Origin of the sequence: Flavobacterium sp. RSP49 (assembly GCF_003968735.1) — a bacterium.
Lineage (GTDB): Bacteria > Bacteroidota > Bacteroidia > Flavobacteriales > Flavobacteriaceae > Flavobacterium.
Genome location: NZ_RYDN01000030.1, coordinates 1 through 15,551, shown reverse-complemented (window position 1 = coordinate 15,551; position 15,551 = coordinate 1). Strand labels below are relative to the sequence as shown.

The window sequence follows — 15,551 nt, the reverse complement described above, 5'->3', positions numbered from 1 at the left end:
TAAATGAATACAAATAAAAAAAATATCAATGTAGTTTGGTTAAAAAGAGATCTTCGTTTGCAGGATAACGAAGCAATTTTTAATGCCACAAAAACAGATACGCCTACTCTGTTGCTTTATGTGTTTGAAAAGTCATTAGAAAATGATTCACATTACAGTTCTAGACACTGGAATTTCATCAAGCAATCGCTTGTTGACATCAACAAACAGTTGGAACAATCAAACACGCAGGTTTTAGCAGTAACCTCAGAGGTGCTGCAAGTTTTCAATATCCTTGAAGAAACATACAAAATTGACACCGTTTTTTCGCACCAGGAAACAGGGTTAAAAATAACTTACGAAAGAGACAAAACCTTCAAACGATTTTGTAAAAATAATCAGATCAATTGGGTAGAAAATATTAATAATGGCATTTTCAGAGCATTGAGAAACAGAGCAAACTGGGTTTCTAAATGGGAAGAATACATGAATGAACCCCTATTTATATTTGATTCTAAAGAAGAGAATTTCCTTAATACAGCAGCAATTCTTGAGCTTGAAAAAGCACTAGAAAAAACCAATCTGGAAACCATTCCCGATACTATTTTCCAAAAAGGAGGTAGCAGTATGGCTGGAAAGTATTTACAAACATTTTTTGAGGAACGGTATCACAATTACAGTTCTCATATTTCAAAACCATTACTAGCTCGAAAAAGTTGCAGTAGATTATCCCCATATATTGCATGGGGCAATCTATCTTCAAGACAGGTTTTGCAAAAGGCAGCTTCGTTCCGAATAAACTGCAGCGACAAAAAACAAATTGATTCGTTTGTATCCAGACTGACTTGGCAGGCACATTTCATTCAAAAATTTGAAATGGAAGAAGTCATGGAGTTTGAAAGTGTGAATAAAGGATTCCATTCGTTGCAAAAGAAAGTGAATGAAAATTATATTAAAGCTTGGAAAACGGGATACACCGGATTTCCATTAGTCGATGCTTCCATGCGTTGTTTGAACGAAACAGGGTATTTGAACTTTAGAATGCGTGCAATGTTAGTTTCCTTTTTTACTCATAATTTATGGCAACCTTGGCAGAACGCTACAGAACATTTATCACAAATGTTCCTTGATTTTGAACCCGGAATTCATTTTCCTCAATTGCAAATGCAGGCTGGCGAGACCGGAATCAATATGTTGCGTATTTATAATCCCATAAAAAACAGCTATGAGCACGATCCTGATGGTGAGTTTATAAAAAAATGGGTTCCAGAATTGCGAAACTTACCTAGGGCATTTGTGCACGAACCAAATAAAATGACCTATTTAGATCAAAAATTTAATGAGTTTGAAGTGGGCATTCACTATCCAAAACAAATTGTAAACATGGAACGAACAAGAAAATATGCTAGCGATTTATTATGGAAAATGAAGAAAAATCCATTAGTAAAAGAGGAAAGTTCCCGGATATTAAAACTCCATACCATGGCTGATATTGGCGATAGCGAATAATTTTTCAGCGATAAGCACAAAGAAATCAAGACCACTTTTAAATAACATATTGTGAATATAAAAAAAGAACTTACCGATTTAGACAAAGACCGAATCATAGAAATGGCTTGGGAGGACCGCACGACTTTTGATGCAATTTTAATGCAATTTGGATTAAAAGAGCAAGAAGTAATTGACCTGATGCGTACCGAGATGAAACCATCCAGTTTTAGAATGTGGCGCGAAAGAGTGCAAGGTCGTAAAACAAAACATGAAAAATTAAGAGATTTTCGCGAAGGCCGCTTTAAATGTACCATGCAAAGACAGATTAATAACAATAAGATTTCCAAACGATAAATTGGATTCAATAAACGACAAAATCAAAATAGAATTTAAATAACTGACCAAATAACATGAAAAATATCGTAATCATTGGCGGAAGCAAAGGAATTGGCAATGCCATTTTGTTGCAGCAATTAGAGACAAACATGGTGTATAACATCAGCAGAAATGCACCAGAGATCACACATCCCAATCTGAAACATTTTTCAGTAAATGTGTTACAAGATACACTTCCGGAAATTGAAGCGATAGATGCATTAATTTATTGTCCGGGTTCTATCAACTTGAAACCCATAGGAAGTCTTAGTATTGACGATTTCAGAACAGATTTTGAGATTAATGTTATTGGTGCCGTAAAAACGATCCAAAAATATTTGCCTGTTTTGAAAAAAGGAACCAATCCATCCATTATTTTGTTCAGTACGGTTGCTGCAAAATTAGGAATGCCGTTTCATGCGAGTATTGCTACTGCAAAAGCGGGTGTGGAAGGATTAGTGAAATCATTAGGAGCAGAACTAGCTTCAGTAGTGCGCATCAATGCCATTGCTCCCACAATTACGGAAACGACACTAGCCGCAGGAATTTTGAGAAATGACCGTCTGAAAGAGAATATGATAGAACGTCACCCGATGAAAGGCTATTTAAAACCTCAAGAAGTAGCACACATGGCAGACTTCCTGATATCTGAAAATGCAAAATCAATTTCAGGTCAGGTATTCGAAATGGATTATGGAATAGTGACTTTTAAAATCTAAACAAGTTATTATTAACCACACAAAAAAGAAAAATTAACCATTAAAAAATTAAGCTTATATATAAAGAAAGATTGTTGTTTTTTAAATCTACAAATGGTTTATTCAAACAAGAATCCAAAAAATTAATTAGCCAAAATTAAAATTGAAATACAGTATACCATGATAAAAGAAATGAGAAGTTACGAGAAAGTCGAGCAATATGATGCAGAAATAACCGAAGCATTAGCTGAAAATTATAAAACCATAATTAGTGATTTGGGTGAAGATGTAACCAGAGAAGGACTTGAAAAAACTCCAGAACGTGTAGCCAAGGCCATGCAATATCTTACGCACGGTTACGGACTAGATCCTTTAGAAATACTAAAATCGGCATTATTTAGTGAAGACCACCATCAAATGATTGTGGTAAAAGATATTGAAGTATATTCTATGTGTGAACACCACATGTTGCCGTTTTTTGGAAAAGCACATGTTGCTTATATTCCTAATGGTAAAATTGTAGGTTTGAGTAAAATACCAAGAGTGGTAGATGCTTTTGCCAGAAGGATGCAAGTGCAGGAACGGTTGACAGATCAGATAAAAAATTGCATTCAGGAAGCTCTGAATCCGCTTGGAGTAGCGGTAGTAATTGAAGCGCAACACATGTGTATGCAAATGAGAGGGATTCAAAAACAAAACTCAGTAACCACCACTTCCTCTTTTACTGGTGCTTTCGAAAAGAATAAAACTAGAAGAGAATTTATTAGTTTAATTTCTACTAAACTTAGTTAAAATTAATAAAACAGATTAAAAGTGACTGAAAAAGTGCAGAATCCAAAATAAACTACCTCGGGACAGAGCCCCAGAAGTATGAACTAAATAATTGCCACAGCTTCACAGATTTTCACAAATCTTTTTAATCTGTGAAGCTGTGACAAAAATAAATTGAAGTAGAGCTTCGAGGAATTACACTAAAAAGATTAAAATGGAATCAATTAAAGCAGTAAGGTAGTATCTTTACTATATGATGGCAAAATATAAAAATTTATGAAAATTCTCTTGACAGGCGCAACAGGTTACATCGGGAAACGACTCTTGCCTCTATTGGCAGGACAAGGGCACGAAATAATCTGTTGTGTGAGAGATAAAAACAGATTTAATTGTCCGGTAGAATATCAGAAAAATGTTACCGTAATTGAAGTTGATTTTCTGAATCAAGCTACATTAACAGCTATACCAGATGCTATTGATGCGGCATATTATCTAATTCATTCCATGTCCGGTTCCGCTACTAATTATGATGAGTTGGAAAGTGAATCGGCTCAAAATTTTGTGCATCGCTTGAATAATACCAAAGCCAAACAAGTAATTTATTTGAGTGGTATTATCAACGATAAATCATTGTCCAAACATTTATCGTCGCGAAAAAAAGTAGAAGAAATTTTAAATACCGGCACTTTTCCCACTACTACTCTAAGAGCAGGAATTATTGTAGGTTCTGGAAGTGCTTCCTTCGAAATAATTCGGGATTTAGTCAATAAACTGCCTATAATGATTACTCCAAAATGGCTAAACACTAAATGTCAGCCCATCGCAATTCCGGATGTTCTTGAATTTTTATCCAAATCATTATTAAACCCCGTTACTTATAATCAAAGTTTTGATATCGGCGGACCCGATATTTTAACGTATAAAGAGATGCTTTTGGGATTTGCTGAAGCCAAAAAGCTAAAGCGATGGATCTTTACTGTTCCTATAATGACGCCAAAATTATCTTCCTATTGGTTGTATTTCGTAACCTCAACGTCTTATCGGCTAGCTTCAGCACTGGTCAGTAGTATGAAAGTAGAAGTTGTTTGCAGTGATAATAAAATCAATGAGTTATTGCATGTTACACCAATGACCTACAAACAGGCACTTTCCCGTGCTTTGATAAAAGTAGATGAAGACAAAGTAGCTTCGAGCTGGAAAGATTCCCTCATTAGCGGCCGTTTCAGCAGTAACATGTCAGAATATTTGAAGGTTCCAAAAAAAGATTGCTTTATAGACCGACGCAAAATGGAAATCATAGACCGAGAATACACTATAAATAAAATCTGGTCCATTGGTGGAGATTCCGGTTGGTATTATGGCGATTGGCTGTGGAGTTTACGAGGTTTTATTGATAAATTATACGGAGGTGTCGGTAGTAGAAGAGGAAGAACCAACAGGCACGAGATTCATTCTGGTGATGCTTTGGATTTTTGGCGCGTACTATATGCCAATAAACAAGAAGGAAAATTAATCTTATTTGCCGAAATGAAGCTACCTGGTGAAGCGTGGCTGGAATTCAAAATAATAGGAAATACGCTATACCAATCGGCTACTTTCCGTCCAAAAGGGATTTGGGGAAATTTATATTGGTACTCTGTTTTGCCGTTTCACGGGTTTATATTTAATGGCATGCTGAACAAATTAATAAAATAATTTATAACATATAAATTCTATACATTTTTTTCCTTGTATAAAACCTACATCATTTATATGCTAAAATAAATCACTTCAAAATTCCGGCTTTGTACGTCGCAATAGCTCTGTCTCTAGCCATTGCATGTTCTACCATTGGCTGTTTGTATCCAAAATCGAATTCTTTAATCCATTTGCGGATATAAGTTCCTTTTTCATCGAATTTTTTTTGTTGGATCTCCGGATTGAAAACTCGGAAATATGGTGCGGCATCACAACCTGTTCCCGCAGCCCATTGCCAATTTCCAACATTGGCTGACATCTCATAATCCAATAATTTTTCGGCAAAATAGGCTTCACCCCATTGCCACTGAATCAATAAATGCTTGCATAGAAAACTTGCGACAACCATGCGAACCCTGTTGTGCATATACCCGGTCTCATTGAGTTGCCGCATTCCGGCATCAACCATTGGATAGCCCGTTGTTCCGGTACACCAACGCTTGAAATCTTCTTCATTATTTCTCCATTGAATCCCATCATAGGCTGATTTGAAGTTTTGCGTACCGACTTTTGGAAAACTAAATAAGATTTGCATGAAAAATTCTCTCCAAATTAGTTCACTTAAAAAGATATCATTTTTATTAAATGCCCAATTAACTAATTTCCGGATACTTACGGTTCCAAAACGCAGATGTGGCGAAAGATAAGAAGTTTTATCTAAGGCTGGAAAATCTCTTATATCTTGGTAATTTGCAATGAATTTAAGGTTGTGTGGTTTTACTTTGATAAGACTTTCTACGAAACCTATTTGTCCCAAAGTGGGAAAAACAAAACTGTTTTTATAGAAATTATTAAAATAAGCAGCAGTATCATATTCTTGAACTGGAGTCATTGACTTGTATTTTTCCAGCCACTTATTTTTAAACGGTGTATACACCGTGTAGGGCAATCCATCTGCTTTAGTAACTTCGTTTTCTTCAAAAATCACTTGATCTTTAAAAGAATAAGAAATGGTTTTATTAGTTTCTAAAAATTCACAAATTGCAGAGTCACGTTGTATCGCGTACGGTTCGTAATCTTTGTTGAAGAAGACTTCTTTGACATCAAATTCTTTTAATAAAGATTGCCAAACAGCGGTAGTTTTTCCTTTTTTAACCAAAAGTGAACTTTCAATTTCCTGTAATTGTCTATTTATTCTGAAAAGTGATTCGTGAATAAAACCGACTCGAGCGTCGTTTTTAGGTAAAGTATCTAAGATGGAATCATCAAAAATAAATAACGGAATAACCGGATATTCAGACTTTAAAGCATGAAACAATCCAACGTTATCTTCCAGACGCAAATCGCGTCTAAACCAAAAAACAGAAATTTCTTGCTTGCTCATTACTTTGAATTAAACATTTGGTCCACTTTTGCAACACGAAACGCAAAAATGGATTTCAATTTATTTTTCACGACTAAGGTGTTCATGATTCGTCCCAATATACCAAGTGGTAAACCGTAATGGACCACATCAGTCATTTTTGTTCCATTTGGTGCGGCTTCAAAAAAATGTTTGTGGTGCCAGAAACTATAGGGACCAAAACGCTGTTCATCAATAAAATAGTTATTATCATTTACTTGTGTAATCACTGTCATCCACGACAAGGTGATCCCAAAAAGTGGTGTTACTTTATATTGAATGATTTGCCCGGGATACATAGATTTATTATCGAAATCTGTGATTTGGAAACCCATTCCTTCCGGTGTGATTTTTTGAAGATTTTTAGGATTGGAAAAAAAAGTCCAGCATTCTTGAACAGTTGCATTTACGTGCTGAACGGTTTCTTGTTTGTATATTTTCATGGTTATATTTTAAAGATAAATGCCTTCATGGGACACTGTTTTCGTGTGAGGGATAATAGTGGAGCTCTTTTTGTAGCTGGCTTTTTTGTCTGGTATAAAAAAACGGGAATGGATAGCCCGACCCCGCCATAACACTACTAAAAGCGTGGTAACGCCCAAAATAAATTTATATTTTGTAGTATTTGAAAGGAACGAACAGCATGCCAAAACATTCTCCGTGCTCTTTGCCTAAGTGTTTGTGGTGTACTTTATGGGCTTTTCGCAATCCTATTAAATACTTGTTGTTTGTGTTTTTGAACCATTTGAAACGTTGGTGAATTAGGACGTCATGTATCATGAAATAGCAAAAGCCATAAAACATAATTCCCAGTCCGAGAAAAAATTTATAATTCAATCCTCCTTCTACACCATAATAGAAAAGCAGGATGCTTGGGATGGCAAAAATGATAAAAAAAATATCGTTTCGTTCAAAAACATTAGCGTATTTTGGTTGGTGATGATCGGCATGAAAGTACCACATTGAGCCATGCATAACGAATTTATGGGTACACCAGGTGACACATTCCATTATTAAAAAAGTACCTATAAATATCAAAAAAAATATCATTTTATTCTATGTTTAATTAAAAATATTTAAAACAAGCTGTAACTTAAACTAACTTCAATTTATAAGAGACAAAAGATTTTGCCAGTAATCCGGCTTTGGTATAGTTAGAAACTCGGATTCTCGCACTTCCAATTTCATGGCACGGAGTGTTTTCTAGCTTTTTTAATAGTTTTTTGTAGTACACAAAAGCGGTGTATACGCCAAACTTAGCTTCAATAGGAAGTTTTACAATACCTTCATATGCTACTTTAAAATCTGCTTCAATTTCATTAATGATAGCCGATTTAGCATTTTCATCGAAAGAATTTAAATCAACTCCTGGGAAATAGTTCCGGTTCAAGACGAGATTATCATCCTTTAAATCCCTTAGAAAATTCACTTTCTGGAAAGCAGATCCCAGTCGCATGGCTTCGCATTTCAGTTGCTCATATCGTTTGTTATCTCCAGCCACAAAAACCTTGAGACACATAAGACCCACCACATCAGCCGATCCATAAATGTAATCATCATACTCTGCTTTACTGTGATAATCCGATTTGATTAAATCTAATTTCATGCTTTTCAAAAACGCCTGAATGAGATCATCAGAGATGTTGTATTTGTTTACCGTTTGCTGAAAAGAATTCAATATAGGATTTAAACTAATCCCTCTGTCAATGGCTTTGTAATACTCATCTTCAAACTCAATGATCAGGTTTTCTTTGTCAAAACCATGAAAAGTGTCTACAATTTCATCCGCAAAACGAACAAAACCATAAATACTATAAATGGCATCCCTAATACTGGGCGAGAGCATATAAACTGCCATAGAGAAAGAGGTGCTGTAGTTTTTAGTAACTAATTTGCTACATTTAAAAGATACGTCATCAAATAATTGTTTCATAATTATTGTGCTAAAAATTGTTTGTTAATTAACTCCGACACTAATTTTCCAGAAATCAATGCTGGTGGTACACCTGGTCCGGGCACGGTCAACTGACCGGTAAAATATAAATTTTTCACTTTCTGGCTTTTTAACTTAGGCCTCAAAAAGGCGGTTTGCAATAATGTATTTGCCATTCCGTAGGCATTTCCTTTATACGAATTGTATTCTGAAACAAAATCATTTTTACAAAAAGATTGTTTAAATATAATAGTATCACGTATACTTTGTTGCGTTAAAGTTTCGAAACGATCCATTATTTTTTCAAAGTACTCTTCTCGGAGTGCTTTAGTATCATTGATTCCGGGTGCTAAAGGTATTAGAAAAAACCCCGATTCCATTCCTTCCGGAGCTGCAGTTTTATCTGTCACTGATGGAAAATTAGCATAAAATAAGGGTTCTTTTGGCCACTGTGGCTCATCATAAATGTCTTTAGCGTGCTGATAAAAATCAACATCAAAGAATAAGGCGTGGTGTGAAATATTTTTTATTTTTTTATTAAAACCAACATAAAACAATAATGATGATGGTGCAAAAACGCGACTGTCCCAATATTTTTCAGAATAAGTACGGTGCTCCATATCCAATAATGTTTCCGTGTGATGGTAATCGGCTCCGCTTAGAATTACATCAGAGGTAATGATTTCTCCATTTACCTGAATTGATTTGGCTGTTTCACGCACTACCATAATTTTTTCGATGTTGGAATTCATTTCAAATTTCACTCCCAACTCCCTTGCTAAACTTTCTATACCCCGAACTACATCAAACATTCCTGTTTTAGGATGCCAAGTTCCCATACCAAAATCAGCATAATTCATGAAACTGTAAAATGACGGAGTATCAGATGGCTTAGCACCAAGAAATAAAACCGGAAATTCCAGAATTTGAATCAACCTTTCGTTTTTAAATTTCTTGCGAACATCTTTACTGATAGTACTAATAAACTGACCCACTTTCATGGCGGTTTCTGCCGTTATTAATTCTAGTGGAGAAATCCCGGGACGATACACTAGATCTTTGATGGCGATGTCATAATTACTTTTGGCCTTAGCCATAAACTCGTTTAACACGTCACCGCTTCCTTTTTCGATAGCTTCAAAAGCGATTGTAATATCCTTTAAATTATCTGCTATGGTAATAAAATCATCAACTCCATAGTACACGCGATAGGCTGGTGCTAATTTTATTAATTCGTAGTAATCAGTTGTTTTCTTTCCAAAATCAGCAAAGAAGCGATCGAATACGTCTGGCATCCAGTACCAACTTGGTCCCATGTCGAAGGTGAAACCTTCCTTCTTTAATTGTCGTGCTCTCCCTCCAATTGTTTCATTTTTCTCATATACGGTCACATCGTGACCACTTTTTGCCAAATAACAAGATGCAGCAAGAGCCGAGAATCCGGAACCTATAATTGTAATTTTTTTTATATTCTTCATTTGTTTAGCAAATATACAAAATGTTTAAACAAAACAACTAAATCCAATCTACTAATTCAGTTATTGAACTAAAAAGCGTAATTCGATCTGAAAGTTCATCTCTTTTTATAAACTCAATCATACGACCAATATACCATAATTCAGTCGTATCATCCACCAGCTCATCGGACATTTTCTGAATGTATCCATCAAGTTGATCTCTTTCTGGTTGTACAGTCAGGTAAGAAACAAAAATGATGGAATCAAAATGTTTTTTCAAGTCTTTCAAATTTTCAATAGGCATACTTTCGCCTAAATAAATCGTTTTGTAGCCACGCAATAAAATTTCATAATTCAGGTACATTAGACCTAATTCGTGAATTTCATTCATAGGGAGTGATAGTACAAAAACTTTATCTAATTTAGTTTGTTTTAAAACTTGAAGTTTTTCGGTATTAACTAATAATTTTTGCTTGATTAGGTAGCTGATAAAATGCTCGTGGGCTGGAGTTATCGTGTCCGATTGCCATAATAATCCCAGTTCATTCATTAATGGTATAAAGACTTGGTGAAATACTTCCTTAAATGATTTTTCTGCAATTAACCAATTGTAGGTATTAAAAAACAGCTCCTGATCAAAATTCATCATGGCCATTTTAAATTCGCTTATGGCATGACTTTTTGCTGTTTTGCTCGAAATTATTTCACGGACTAATGATGGTATTTTTTCTTGAGGATAGGTTGCTATTTTTGAAATTTTATATCCATAATCGTGCAACAATGTAATATTTAACAGTTTTTGCAAACTCACTAAATCATACAATCTAATATTAGTGTCGGTACGCATGGGTTGCAAAATATTATATCTTTTTTCCCATATCCGTATGGTGTGCGCTTTTATACCTGACAGATTTTCAAGATCTTTTATACTGAACACATTTTTTACATTGTTTATCATTTATCGAAATTTATTGAACAAATGTAAAATAAATTTAATTATAAAGTCTTATGATCGCACCTAAACTTTTTTTAAACTAAGAACACCCCAAGATTCTATAAAACGGCAGACTACTGAAACTGACTATTTCTTGAACGCTACTAGCTGATTATAAAACTAATAGGCTCTTGATTTTTTGGATTAAACCTTGAACAGCAAATAATTAATCCCTTATAAAAATAATGATAAACCACAGTTTTCTTCTTATTTAGCGCTACACTTAAAAGTGCTTTCTGAATTTTAACTATTTTCAACAGAAAAACAGCACTCAAAAAAGCTTTAGAAATAACCACAGCGCCATTTATTTTTTTAAACACAAGGTGAGCTGCGTAAAATTTTGAATTTTTTTGCCGCTTTACTCAAGAATGATCTCTGTTATTTTATAAATTTATTTTTAGGCGTGGGCTTTTAGGTCACAAACAAATATCTCAATCTAAGGACAGTTTCTATGGCAATTACAACAGCGGGTCTAAAATAAGGTCTTTGTTAAGAACATAGATCCGTTTAGCGAATAAAAAAATCACGGATACCGAATAACATCTACAAAAAGCTCCACGAATATTTTGGAGCAAAGACACTGGCACAAAAGGTCCTATTTAATACAACGAGAGGCTAATCCCAGAAAAATTAGACAATAATTTCTTTACAATTTTGAACAAGTTAGCAACTCTAATTTGCGCAGTTCTAAATTCAGTTAAAATAAATGATAACTATTTATCATTGTTGTGTTAAATAAATCACAAATTTATAAAAATAAAGAAATAATTTTAAATATTTTGTTTAATCTTTGTGTAAATAAACTAAACAAAAAAAATTATGAAAGCCTGTAGTAAATTTTTTTATTTAATGTGTCTGATTTTAATTAGTATGTCATTTTTTATTAGTTGTAGTGATGACAATACTCTACCACAACTCACGGGAGAATCTAAACAATTCAATTTGTTCGCTAAATCAAACCCTGCTATCAGCGGAACCGTTACATTTTCAAAAAAAAATGATAATACTACTCTAATTACTGTTCAATTAACTGGCGCTAATTCTGGTGGAAATCATCCTGCACACATCCACTCTGGCACAGCAGCAGAAAGCGGAGCTATTTTACTTGATCTAACTTCCGTTAATGGAAGTACCGGTAAAAGTGAAACGACTGTAACAGCTTTAAAAAATGGCTCGCCAATTACTTACGATCAATTAATTAATTTAGATGGTTACATTAACATTCACCTTAGCGGAACAGATCTTGCAACATTGATAGCGCAAGGCGACATTGGTGTTAATGAATTAACAAATACTAGTAAAACCTACAACCTAAGTGCCGTTTCTAATAACGCCATAAGTGGTACTGCGAAATTTACAAAAAGGGTAAACGGTAAAGCTTTAGTAAGTATTGCGCTAGCAGGAACAACTACAGGGGTTAGTTCTATTGCACATATTCACCTCAATACTATAGCTCAAACCGGGGGTGTAGTAGTAGATCTTACAGCAGTAACTGGATCTACCGGAAAAAGTGAAACTAGTGTAAACAAACTCAATACTGGAGTTTCTATAACTTATGATGAGCTTTTGAATTTTAATGGTTATATAAATGTGCATGAAAGTGCTACCGCTTTATCAACATTAATTGCACAAGGTGATATTGGTAAAAATGAACTTACTAGCACTAGTAAAACCTACGCTTTAAATTCCGTTTCTAATAACGCCATAAGCGGGACTGCGAAATTCACAAAAAGGGTGAGTGGTGAAACTTTAGTAAGCGTTTCTCTAACTGGTACAACTGCAGGAGTTAGTTCTCCCGCACACATCCACGTCAATACTGTTGCCCAAGGAGGAGTTATAGCTATTGATCTTACTTCCATCATTGGTGCTACTGGAAAGAGTGAGACCAGTGTGAATAAACTCAACAATGGAACCACCATTACCTACGACGAGCTACTAAATTTTAATGGATACATAAATGTTCATCAAAGTGCTAGCAATCTAACAACCATAATCGCTCAAGGTAATGTTGGAGCTAATGCAGGTAGTTCGAATATAGTAAATTACGACATAACCAATATAGGATCTTCATCTTACGTATTCAATGGTGGGGGTTTGACTAATGGGAATAATCCAGGTTTGACTTTACAAAGAGGTAAAACCTACAGTTTTACTGTGAATGCACCTGGACATCCTTTTTTAATAAAGACAGTCCAAACAACTGGTACTACAAATGCTTTTAACACCGGAGTTACCAATAATGGCGCTTCCAGTGGTGTAATCTCGTTTACAGTACCCACTAATGCACCAAACACCTTATATTACATCTGTGAATTTCATTCTTCAATGACAGGCACGATAACGATTACCAATTAAATAGTACACAAAATTATAACAATAAAGCCAGTTCATATGTACTGGCTTTATTTATTAATATTATACAACCGTACAATAATTAGTCACATCAATAACTTTCCTCCAAAAAATGTAGAAAACCTCGTAAGTAAATGCTAATCCCTATGCTAAAAGACTAGTGACAAATTACAATTTAATTTTTGACAAATAGATTTTTAAATACTAGTGCGTATTGAATGACACCAAATTTCCTTGTGACATTAAAAAATACAGAATTAATTCTATTCGCATTCCAAATATTAACTCGAACTAAGCTGGCCAATTGTGTTCCACTTTGACCCTCGTTTTTTGAAGAGTTTCCCAGTTTACAACGGGCAAATGTGTCCGACTTTGACTTGTAAAGATAACATACTAACACTAAGCATAATCAGGAAATAATGATTCAGGCAGGAAATTACAAAAAAAACTACCCCTGAAAAAATGCTAGAAGATTTTATTGTAGCATATATTTACCTAAAATCACATAAAGATCGTAATGGACGTATAGTTGTGGTAGGATTTTGTTTTGGCGGTTGAATTGCCAATGTGATAGCGGTTAAAATACCCAAATTATGTGCAGTGGCTCCGTATCACGTAGGACAACCGACTGCAGCAGTAGCCAAAAAAATGAATCAATCATCGTGGCACAATATGCCGGATTAGACATCCGAGTAAATTAAGGAGTGATTCACGGTTTTCATAAAAATACTACACCCAGATATGTTGAAAAAGCCACTACTTTATTCTAAAATAGAACGATTGATTTTTTTAAGAGAAATTGAAAAAGAATTAATTAAAGGATTCCTAAATATAAAAAACAAACATCTGGTAAAACATCATATTTTAAGATTTGAAGTTCAAAAATAAATTTTAAGAAACCTATAAATATGGGTATAAATCACATTTAATTCAATCGAACTATTGCCTCTTGTATTAAAAAAAACCAATCTGCTGTTCATGAGTAGTTTACATATTATATTATATAATTAAAATACGAAAAATCCTGTTTCAAAAACACTAATATACTATCTTTGTTAGTAAAAAAAACGATATTTTTTTACTAAACTAACGTTAACAACCAAATAAATACAGATGAGTACTAACAAACAAATCCTATCTCGCATATTTCAAGCCCTTCTTTCCGAGGAAACGCGAATAAAGGTCGAAAAAATTATTCTCAACATTGCATTATTGAGTTTCTTTATTCACCTTATTATCATCTATTTGAATAAATTCAATCTTATATTTATTGAATCAAATTCACCGTTACTGACTAATCCTATAGCAGCAATTTACACACCCTTTTCTTTTATCCTTATCTATGAGGTCTATTTGTTAATTTATTACTTACCCAAATCGTTTACAACCTACATAACGAAGCAGTATGAAATTATTACCCTTATTATTATTCGCAAATTATTTAAAGATTTATCGTCTCTAGAACTTTCATCCAATTGGTTTGAAATTAAAGATGACCTTAAATTTACCTATGATATAGTGGCATCATTAATTCTTTTCTATTTAATATTTCAATTTCAAAAGTATGGAAAACAAAAATTAGAAGAGAAAATAGAACTGAAACCTGTTATTCAAAGTTTCGTTAAAAAGAAAAAATTAATAGCCCTTTTTTTGGTACCCTTATTTTTCATCATGGCTTTTAATACCTTAATAATTTGGTCTTCAGAAATCTCCAATTCGCCCACGCACCTGCCTTCGCAAGAAAGCATCAATAATCTCTTTTTTGATCAATTTTTCACGGTATTAATTTTAGTAGATGTGGTGTTGCTTTTAATTTCTTTTTTCTACACAGACCAATTTCATAAAATCATGCGAAACTCCGGATTTATAATTTCGACCATTTTAATCCGAATGTCTTTTGGCGTAAGCGGATTAATCAATATCGTTTTAATTGTTGTAGGAGTTCTTTTTGGACTAATAATAATTATAATCCACAATAAATACGAAAGAGATACCTTGAAAGATAATGTCTAAAATACGCTAACAGCTTCCATGCAAGACAGCATTAAAGCGATAAAATAAAAGTTTATTATAAATTGAAATCTATTACCTCAAAAACCACAACTGCGTTTATAAAACACCATTAATCTAACTCAAAAACAGGCTGTTTCAATGCCCCGATTTTGATAAATAAACTACCTCGGGGTATAGCACCAGTGGTATTAACTAAATAACTACCACAGATTCAAAGATTTTCAAAAATCTTTTTAATCTTTGAATCTGTGGCAAAAAAAAGAAGCAGAGCTTCGAGGAATTAACTCTCAAGAGATTAAAACTAAATTACTTTGTCACTGATTTCATAAATTATACCAAACGAAAATATAATATAGGCCAATTTTGATAATTGGTTTTTTTTATATTATATTTGGACTATATTATAAAA

General features: G+C 33.9%; 14 protein-coding genes. 8 read left to right on the top strand and 6 right to left on the bottom strand.

Annotated features, from left to right (window positions below; all coding sequences use genetic code 11):
- The first annotated feature begins 3 nt into the window (after positions 1 to 3).
- The 5 genes from EKM02_RS12235 (at position 4) to EKM02_RS12215 (ending at position 5,009) form a co-directional block, all read left to right on the top strand.
- Positions 4 to 1,488 (top strand): cryptochrome/deoxyribodipyrimidine photo-lyase family protein, encoded by a 1,485-nt coding sequence (locus tag EKM02_RS12235; protein WP_126455551.1) that lies wholly within the window; start codon positions 4 to 6, stop codon positions 1,486 to 1,488.
- A 51-nt stretch (positions 1,489 to 1,539) separates the two neighbouring features.
- Positions 1,540 to 1,824, top strand: coding sequence for a TIGR03643 family protein (locus tag EKM02_RS12230; RefSeq protein ID WP_255416288.1), 285 nt, complete (start codon positions 1,540 to 1,542; stop codon positions 1,822 to 1,824).
- Between the two features lie 56 nt (positions 1,825 to 1,880).
- Positions 1,881 to 2,564: an SDR family NAD(P)-dependent oxidoreductase gene (locus EKM02_RS12225; protein ID WP_126455550.1), complete on the top strand. Its 684-nt coding sequence runs from the start codon at positions 1,881 to 1,883 to the stop codon at positions 2,562 to 2,564.
- 159 nt (positions 2,565 to 2,723) lie between these two features.
- Positions 2,724 to 3,335: a GTP cyclohydrolase I FolE gene (gene folE / locus EKM02_RS12220; protein ID WP_231507417.1), complete on the top strand. Its 612-nt coding sequence runs from the start codon at positions 2,724 to 2,726 to the stop codon at positions 3,333 to 3,335.
- A 255-nt stretch (positions 3,336 to 3,590) separates the two neighbouring features.
- Positions 3,591 to 5,009 carry an SDR family oxidoreductase gene (locus EKM02_RS12215; protein ID WP_126455548.1) on the top strand — a complete coding sequence of 473 codons (1,419 nt, stop codon included), beginning with the start codon at positions 3,591 to 3,593 and terminating at the stop codon, positions 5,007 to 5,009.
- A 70-nt stretch (positions 5,010 to 5,079) separates the two neighbouring features.
- On the opposite strand, the gene EKM02_RS12210 is transcribed toward EKM02_RS12215, so the two are convergent.
- From EKM02_RS12210 to EKM02_RS12185, 6 genes are all read right to left on the bottom strand, one after another.
- A complete protein-coding gene (locus tag EKM02_RS12210) occupies positions 5,080 to 6,375 on the bottom strand; it encodes a cryptochrome/photolyase family protein (RefSeq protein WP_126455546.1) in 1,296 nt (431 codons plus the stop codon).
- Entirely contained in the window at positions 6,375 to 6,836 is a 462-nt protein-coding gene (locus tag EKM02_RS12205) for an SRPBCC family protein (protein ID WP_126455544.1), read from the bottom strand. The genes EKM02_RS12210 and EKM02_RS12205 overlap by 1 nt, the downstream gene beginning before the upstream one ends.
- A 166-nt stretch (positions 6,837 to 7,002) precedes the next feature.
- Complete coding sequence (locus tag EKM02_RS12200) at positions 7,003 to 7,443, bottom strand: sterol desaturase family protein (protein ID WP_126455542.1); 441 nt, start codon at positions 7,441 to 7,443, stop codon at positions 7,003 to 7,005.
- Between the two features lie 43 nt (positions 7,444 to 7,486).
- Positions 7,487 to 8,326, bottom strand: coding sequence for a phytoene/squalene synthase family protein (locus EKM02_RS12195; RefSeq protein WP_126455540.1), 840 nt, complete (start codon positions 8,324 to 8,326; stop codon positions 7,487 to 7,489).
- Positions 8,327 to 8,328: 2 nt separating this feature from the next.
- A complete protein-coding gene (locus tag EKM02_RS12190) occupies positions 8,329 to 9,804 on the bottom strand; it encodes a phytoene desaturase family protein (protein ID WP_126455538.1) in 1,476 nt (491 codons plus the stop codon).
- 37 nt (positions 9,805 to 9,841) lie between these two features.
- The gene (locus EKM02_RS12185; RefSeq protein ID WP_199734619.1) at positions 9,842 to 10,741 is read right to left on the bottom strand and encodes a MerR family transcriptional regulator; all 900 of its coding nucleotides are present in this window, start codon (positions 10,739 to 10,741) and stop codon (positions 9,842 to 9,844) included.
- Positions 10,742 to 11,647: 906 nt separating this feature from the next.
- Here EKM02_RS12185 and EKM02_RS15080 point away from each other — a divergent pair.
- The 3 genes from EKM02_RS15080 (at position 11,648) to EKM02_RS12170 (ending at position 15,142) form a co-directional block, all read left to right on the top strand.
- The gene (locus tag EKM02_RS15080; protein WP_126455536.1) at positions 11,648 to 13,132 is read left to right on the top strand and encodes a CHRD domain-containing protein; all 1,485 of its coding nucleotides are present in this window, start codon (positions 11,648 to 11,650) and stop codon (positions 13,130 to 13,132) included.
- Positions 13,133 to 13,564: 432 nt separating this feature from the next.
- Entirely contained in the window at positions 13,565 to 13,687 is a 123-nt protein-coding gene (locus tag EKM02_RS15075; protein WP_410503693.1) for a dienelactone hydrolase family protein, read from the top strand.
- 555 nt (positions 13,688 to 14,242) lie between these two features.
- Positions 14,243 to 15,142 (top strand): hypothetical protein, encoded by a 900-nt coding sequence (locus EKM02_RS12170; protein ID WP_126455534.1) that lies wholly within the window; start codon positions 14,243 to 14,245, stop codon positions 15,140 to 15,142.
- The last annotated feature ends 409 nt before the right edge of the window (positions 15,143 to 15,551 follow it).

Bases quoted from the DNA above. Each gene is read 5' to 3' on its own strand.
- EKM02_RS12235 (WP_126455551.1), top strand. From the start codon at position 4: ATGAATACAAATAAAAAAAATATCAATGTAGTTTGGTTAAAAAGAGAT.
- EKM02_RS12225 (WP_126455550.1), top strand. From the start codon at position 1,881: ATGAAAAATATCGTAATCATTGGCGGAAGCAAAGGAATTGGCAATGCC.
- folE (WP_231507417.1), top strand. From the start codon at position 2,724: ATGATAAAAGAAATGAGAAGTTACGAGAAAGTCGAGCAATATGATGCA.
- EKM02_RS12215 (WP_126455548.1), top strand. From the start codon at position 3,591: ATGAAAATTCTCTTGACAGGCGCAACAGGTTACATCGGGAAACGACTC.
- EKM02_RS12210 (WP_126455546.1), bottom strand. From the start codon at position 6,375: ATGAGCAAGCAAGAAATTTCTGTTTTTTGGTTTAGACGCGATTTGCGT.
- EKM02_RS12205 (WP_126455544.1), bottom strand. From the start codon at position 6,836: ATGAAAATATACAAACAAGAAACCGTTCAGCACGTAAATGCAACTGTT.
- EKM02_RS12200 (WP_126455542.1), bottom strand. From the start codon at position 7,443: ATGATATTTTTTTTGATATTTATAGGTACTTTTTTAATAATGGAATGT.
- EKM02_RS12195 (WP_126455540.1), bottom strand. From the start codon at position 8,326: ATGAAACAATTATTTGATGACGTATCTTTTAAATGTAGCAAATTAGTT.
- EKM02_RS12190 (WP_126455538.1), bottom strand. From the start codon at position 9,804: ATGAAGAATATAAAAAAAATTACAATTATAGGTTCCGGATTCTCGGCT.
- EKM02_RS12185 (WP_199734619.1), bottom strand. From the start codon at position 10,741: ATGATAAACAATGTAAAAAATGTGTTCAGTATAAAAGATCTTGAAAAT.
- EKM02_RS15080 (WP_126455536.1), top strand. From the start codon at position 11,648: ATGTCATTTTTTATTAGTTGTAGTGATGACAATACTCTACCACAACTC.
- EKM02_RS12170 (WP_126455534.1), top strand. From the start codon at position 14,243: ATGAGTACTAACAAACAAATCCTATCTCGCATATTTCAAGCCCTTCTT.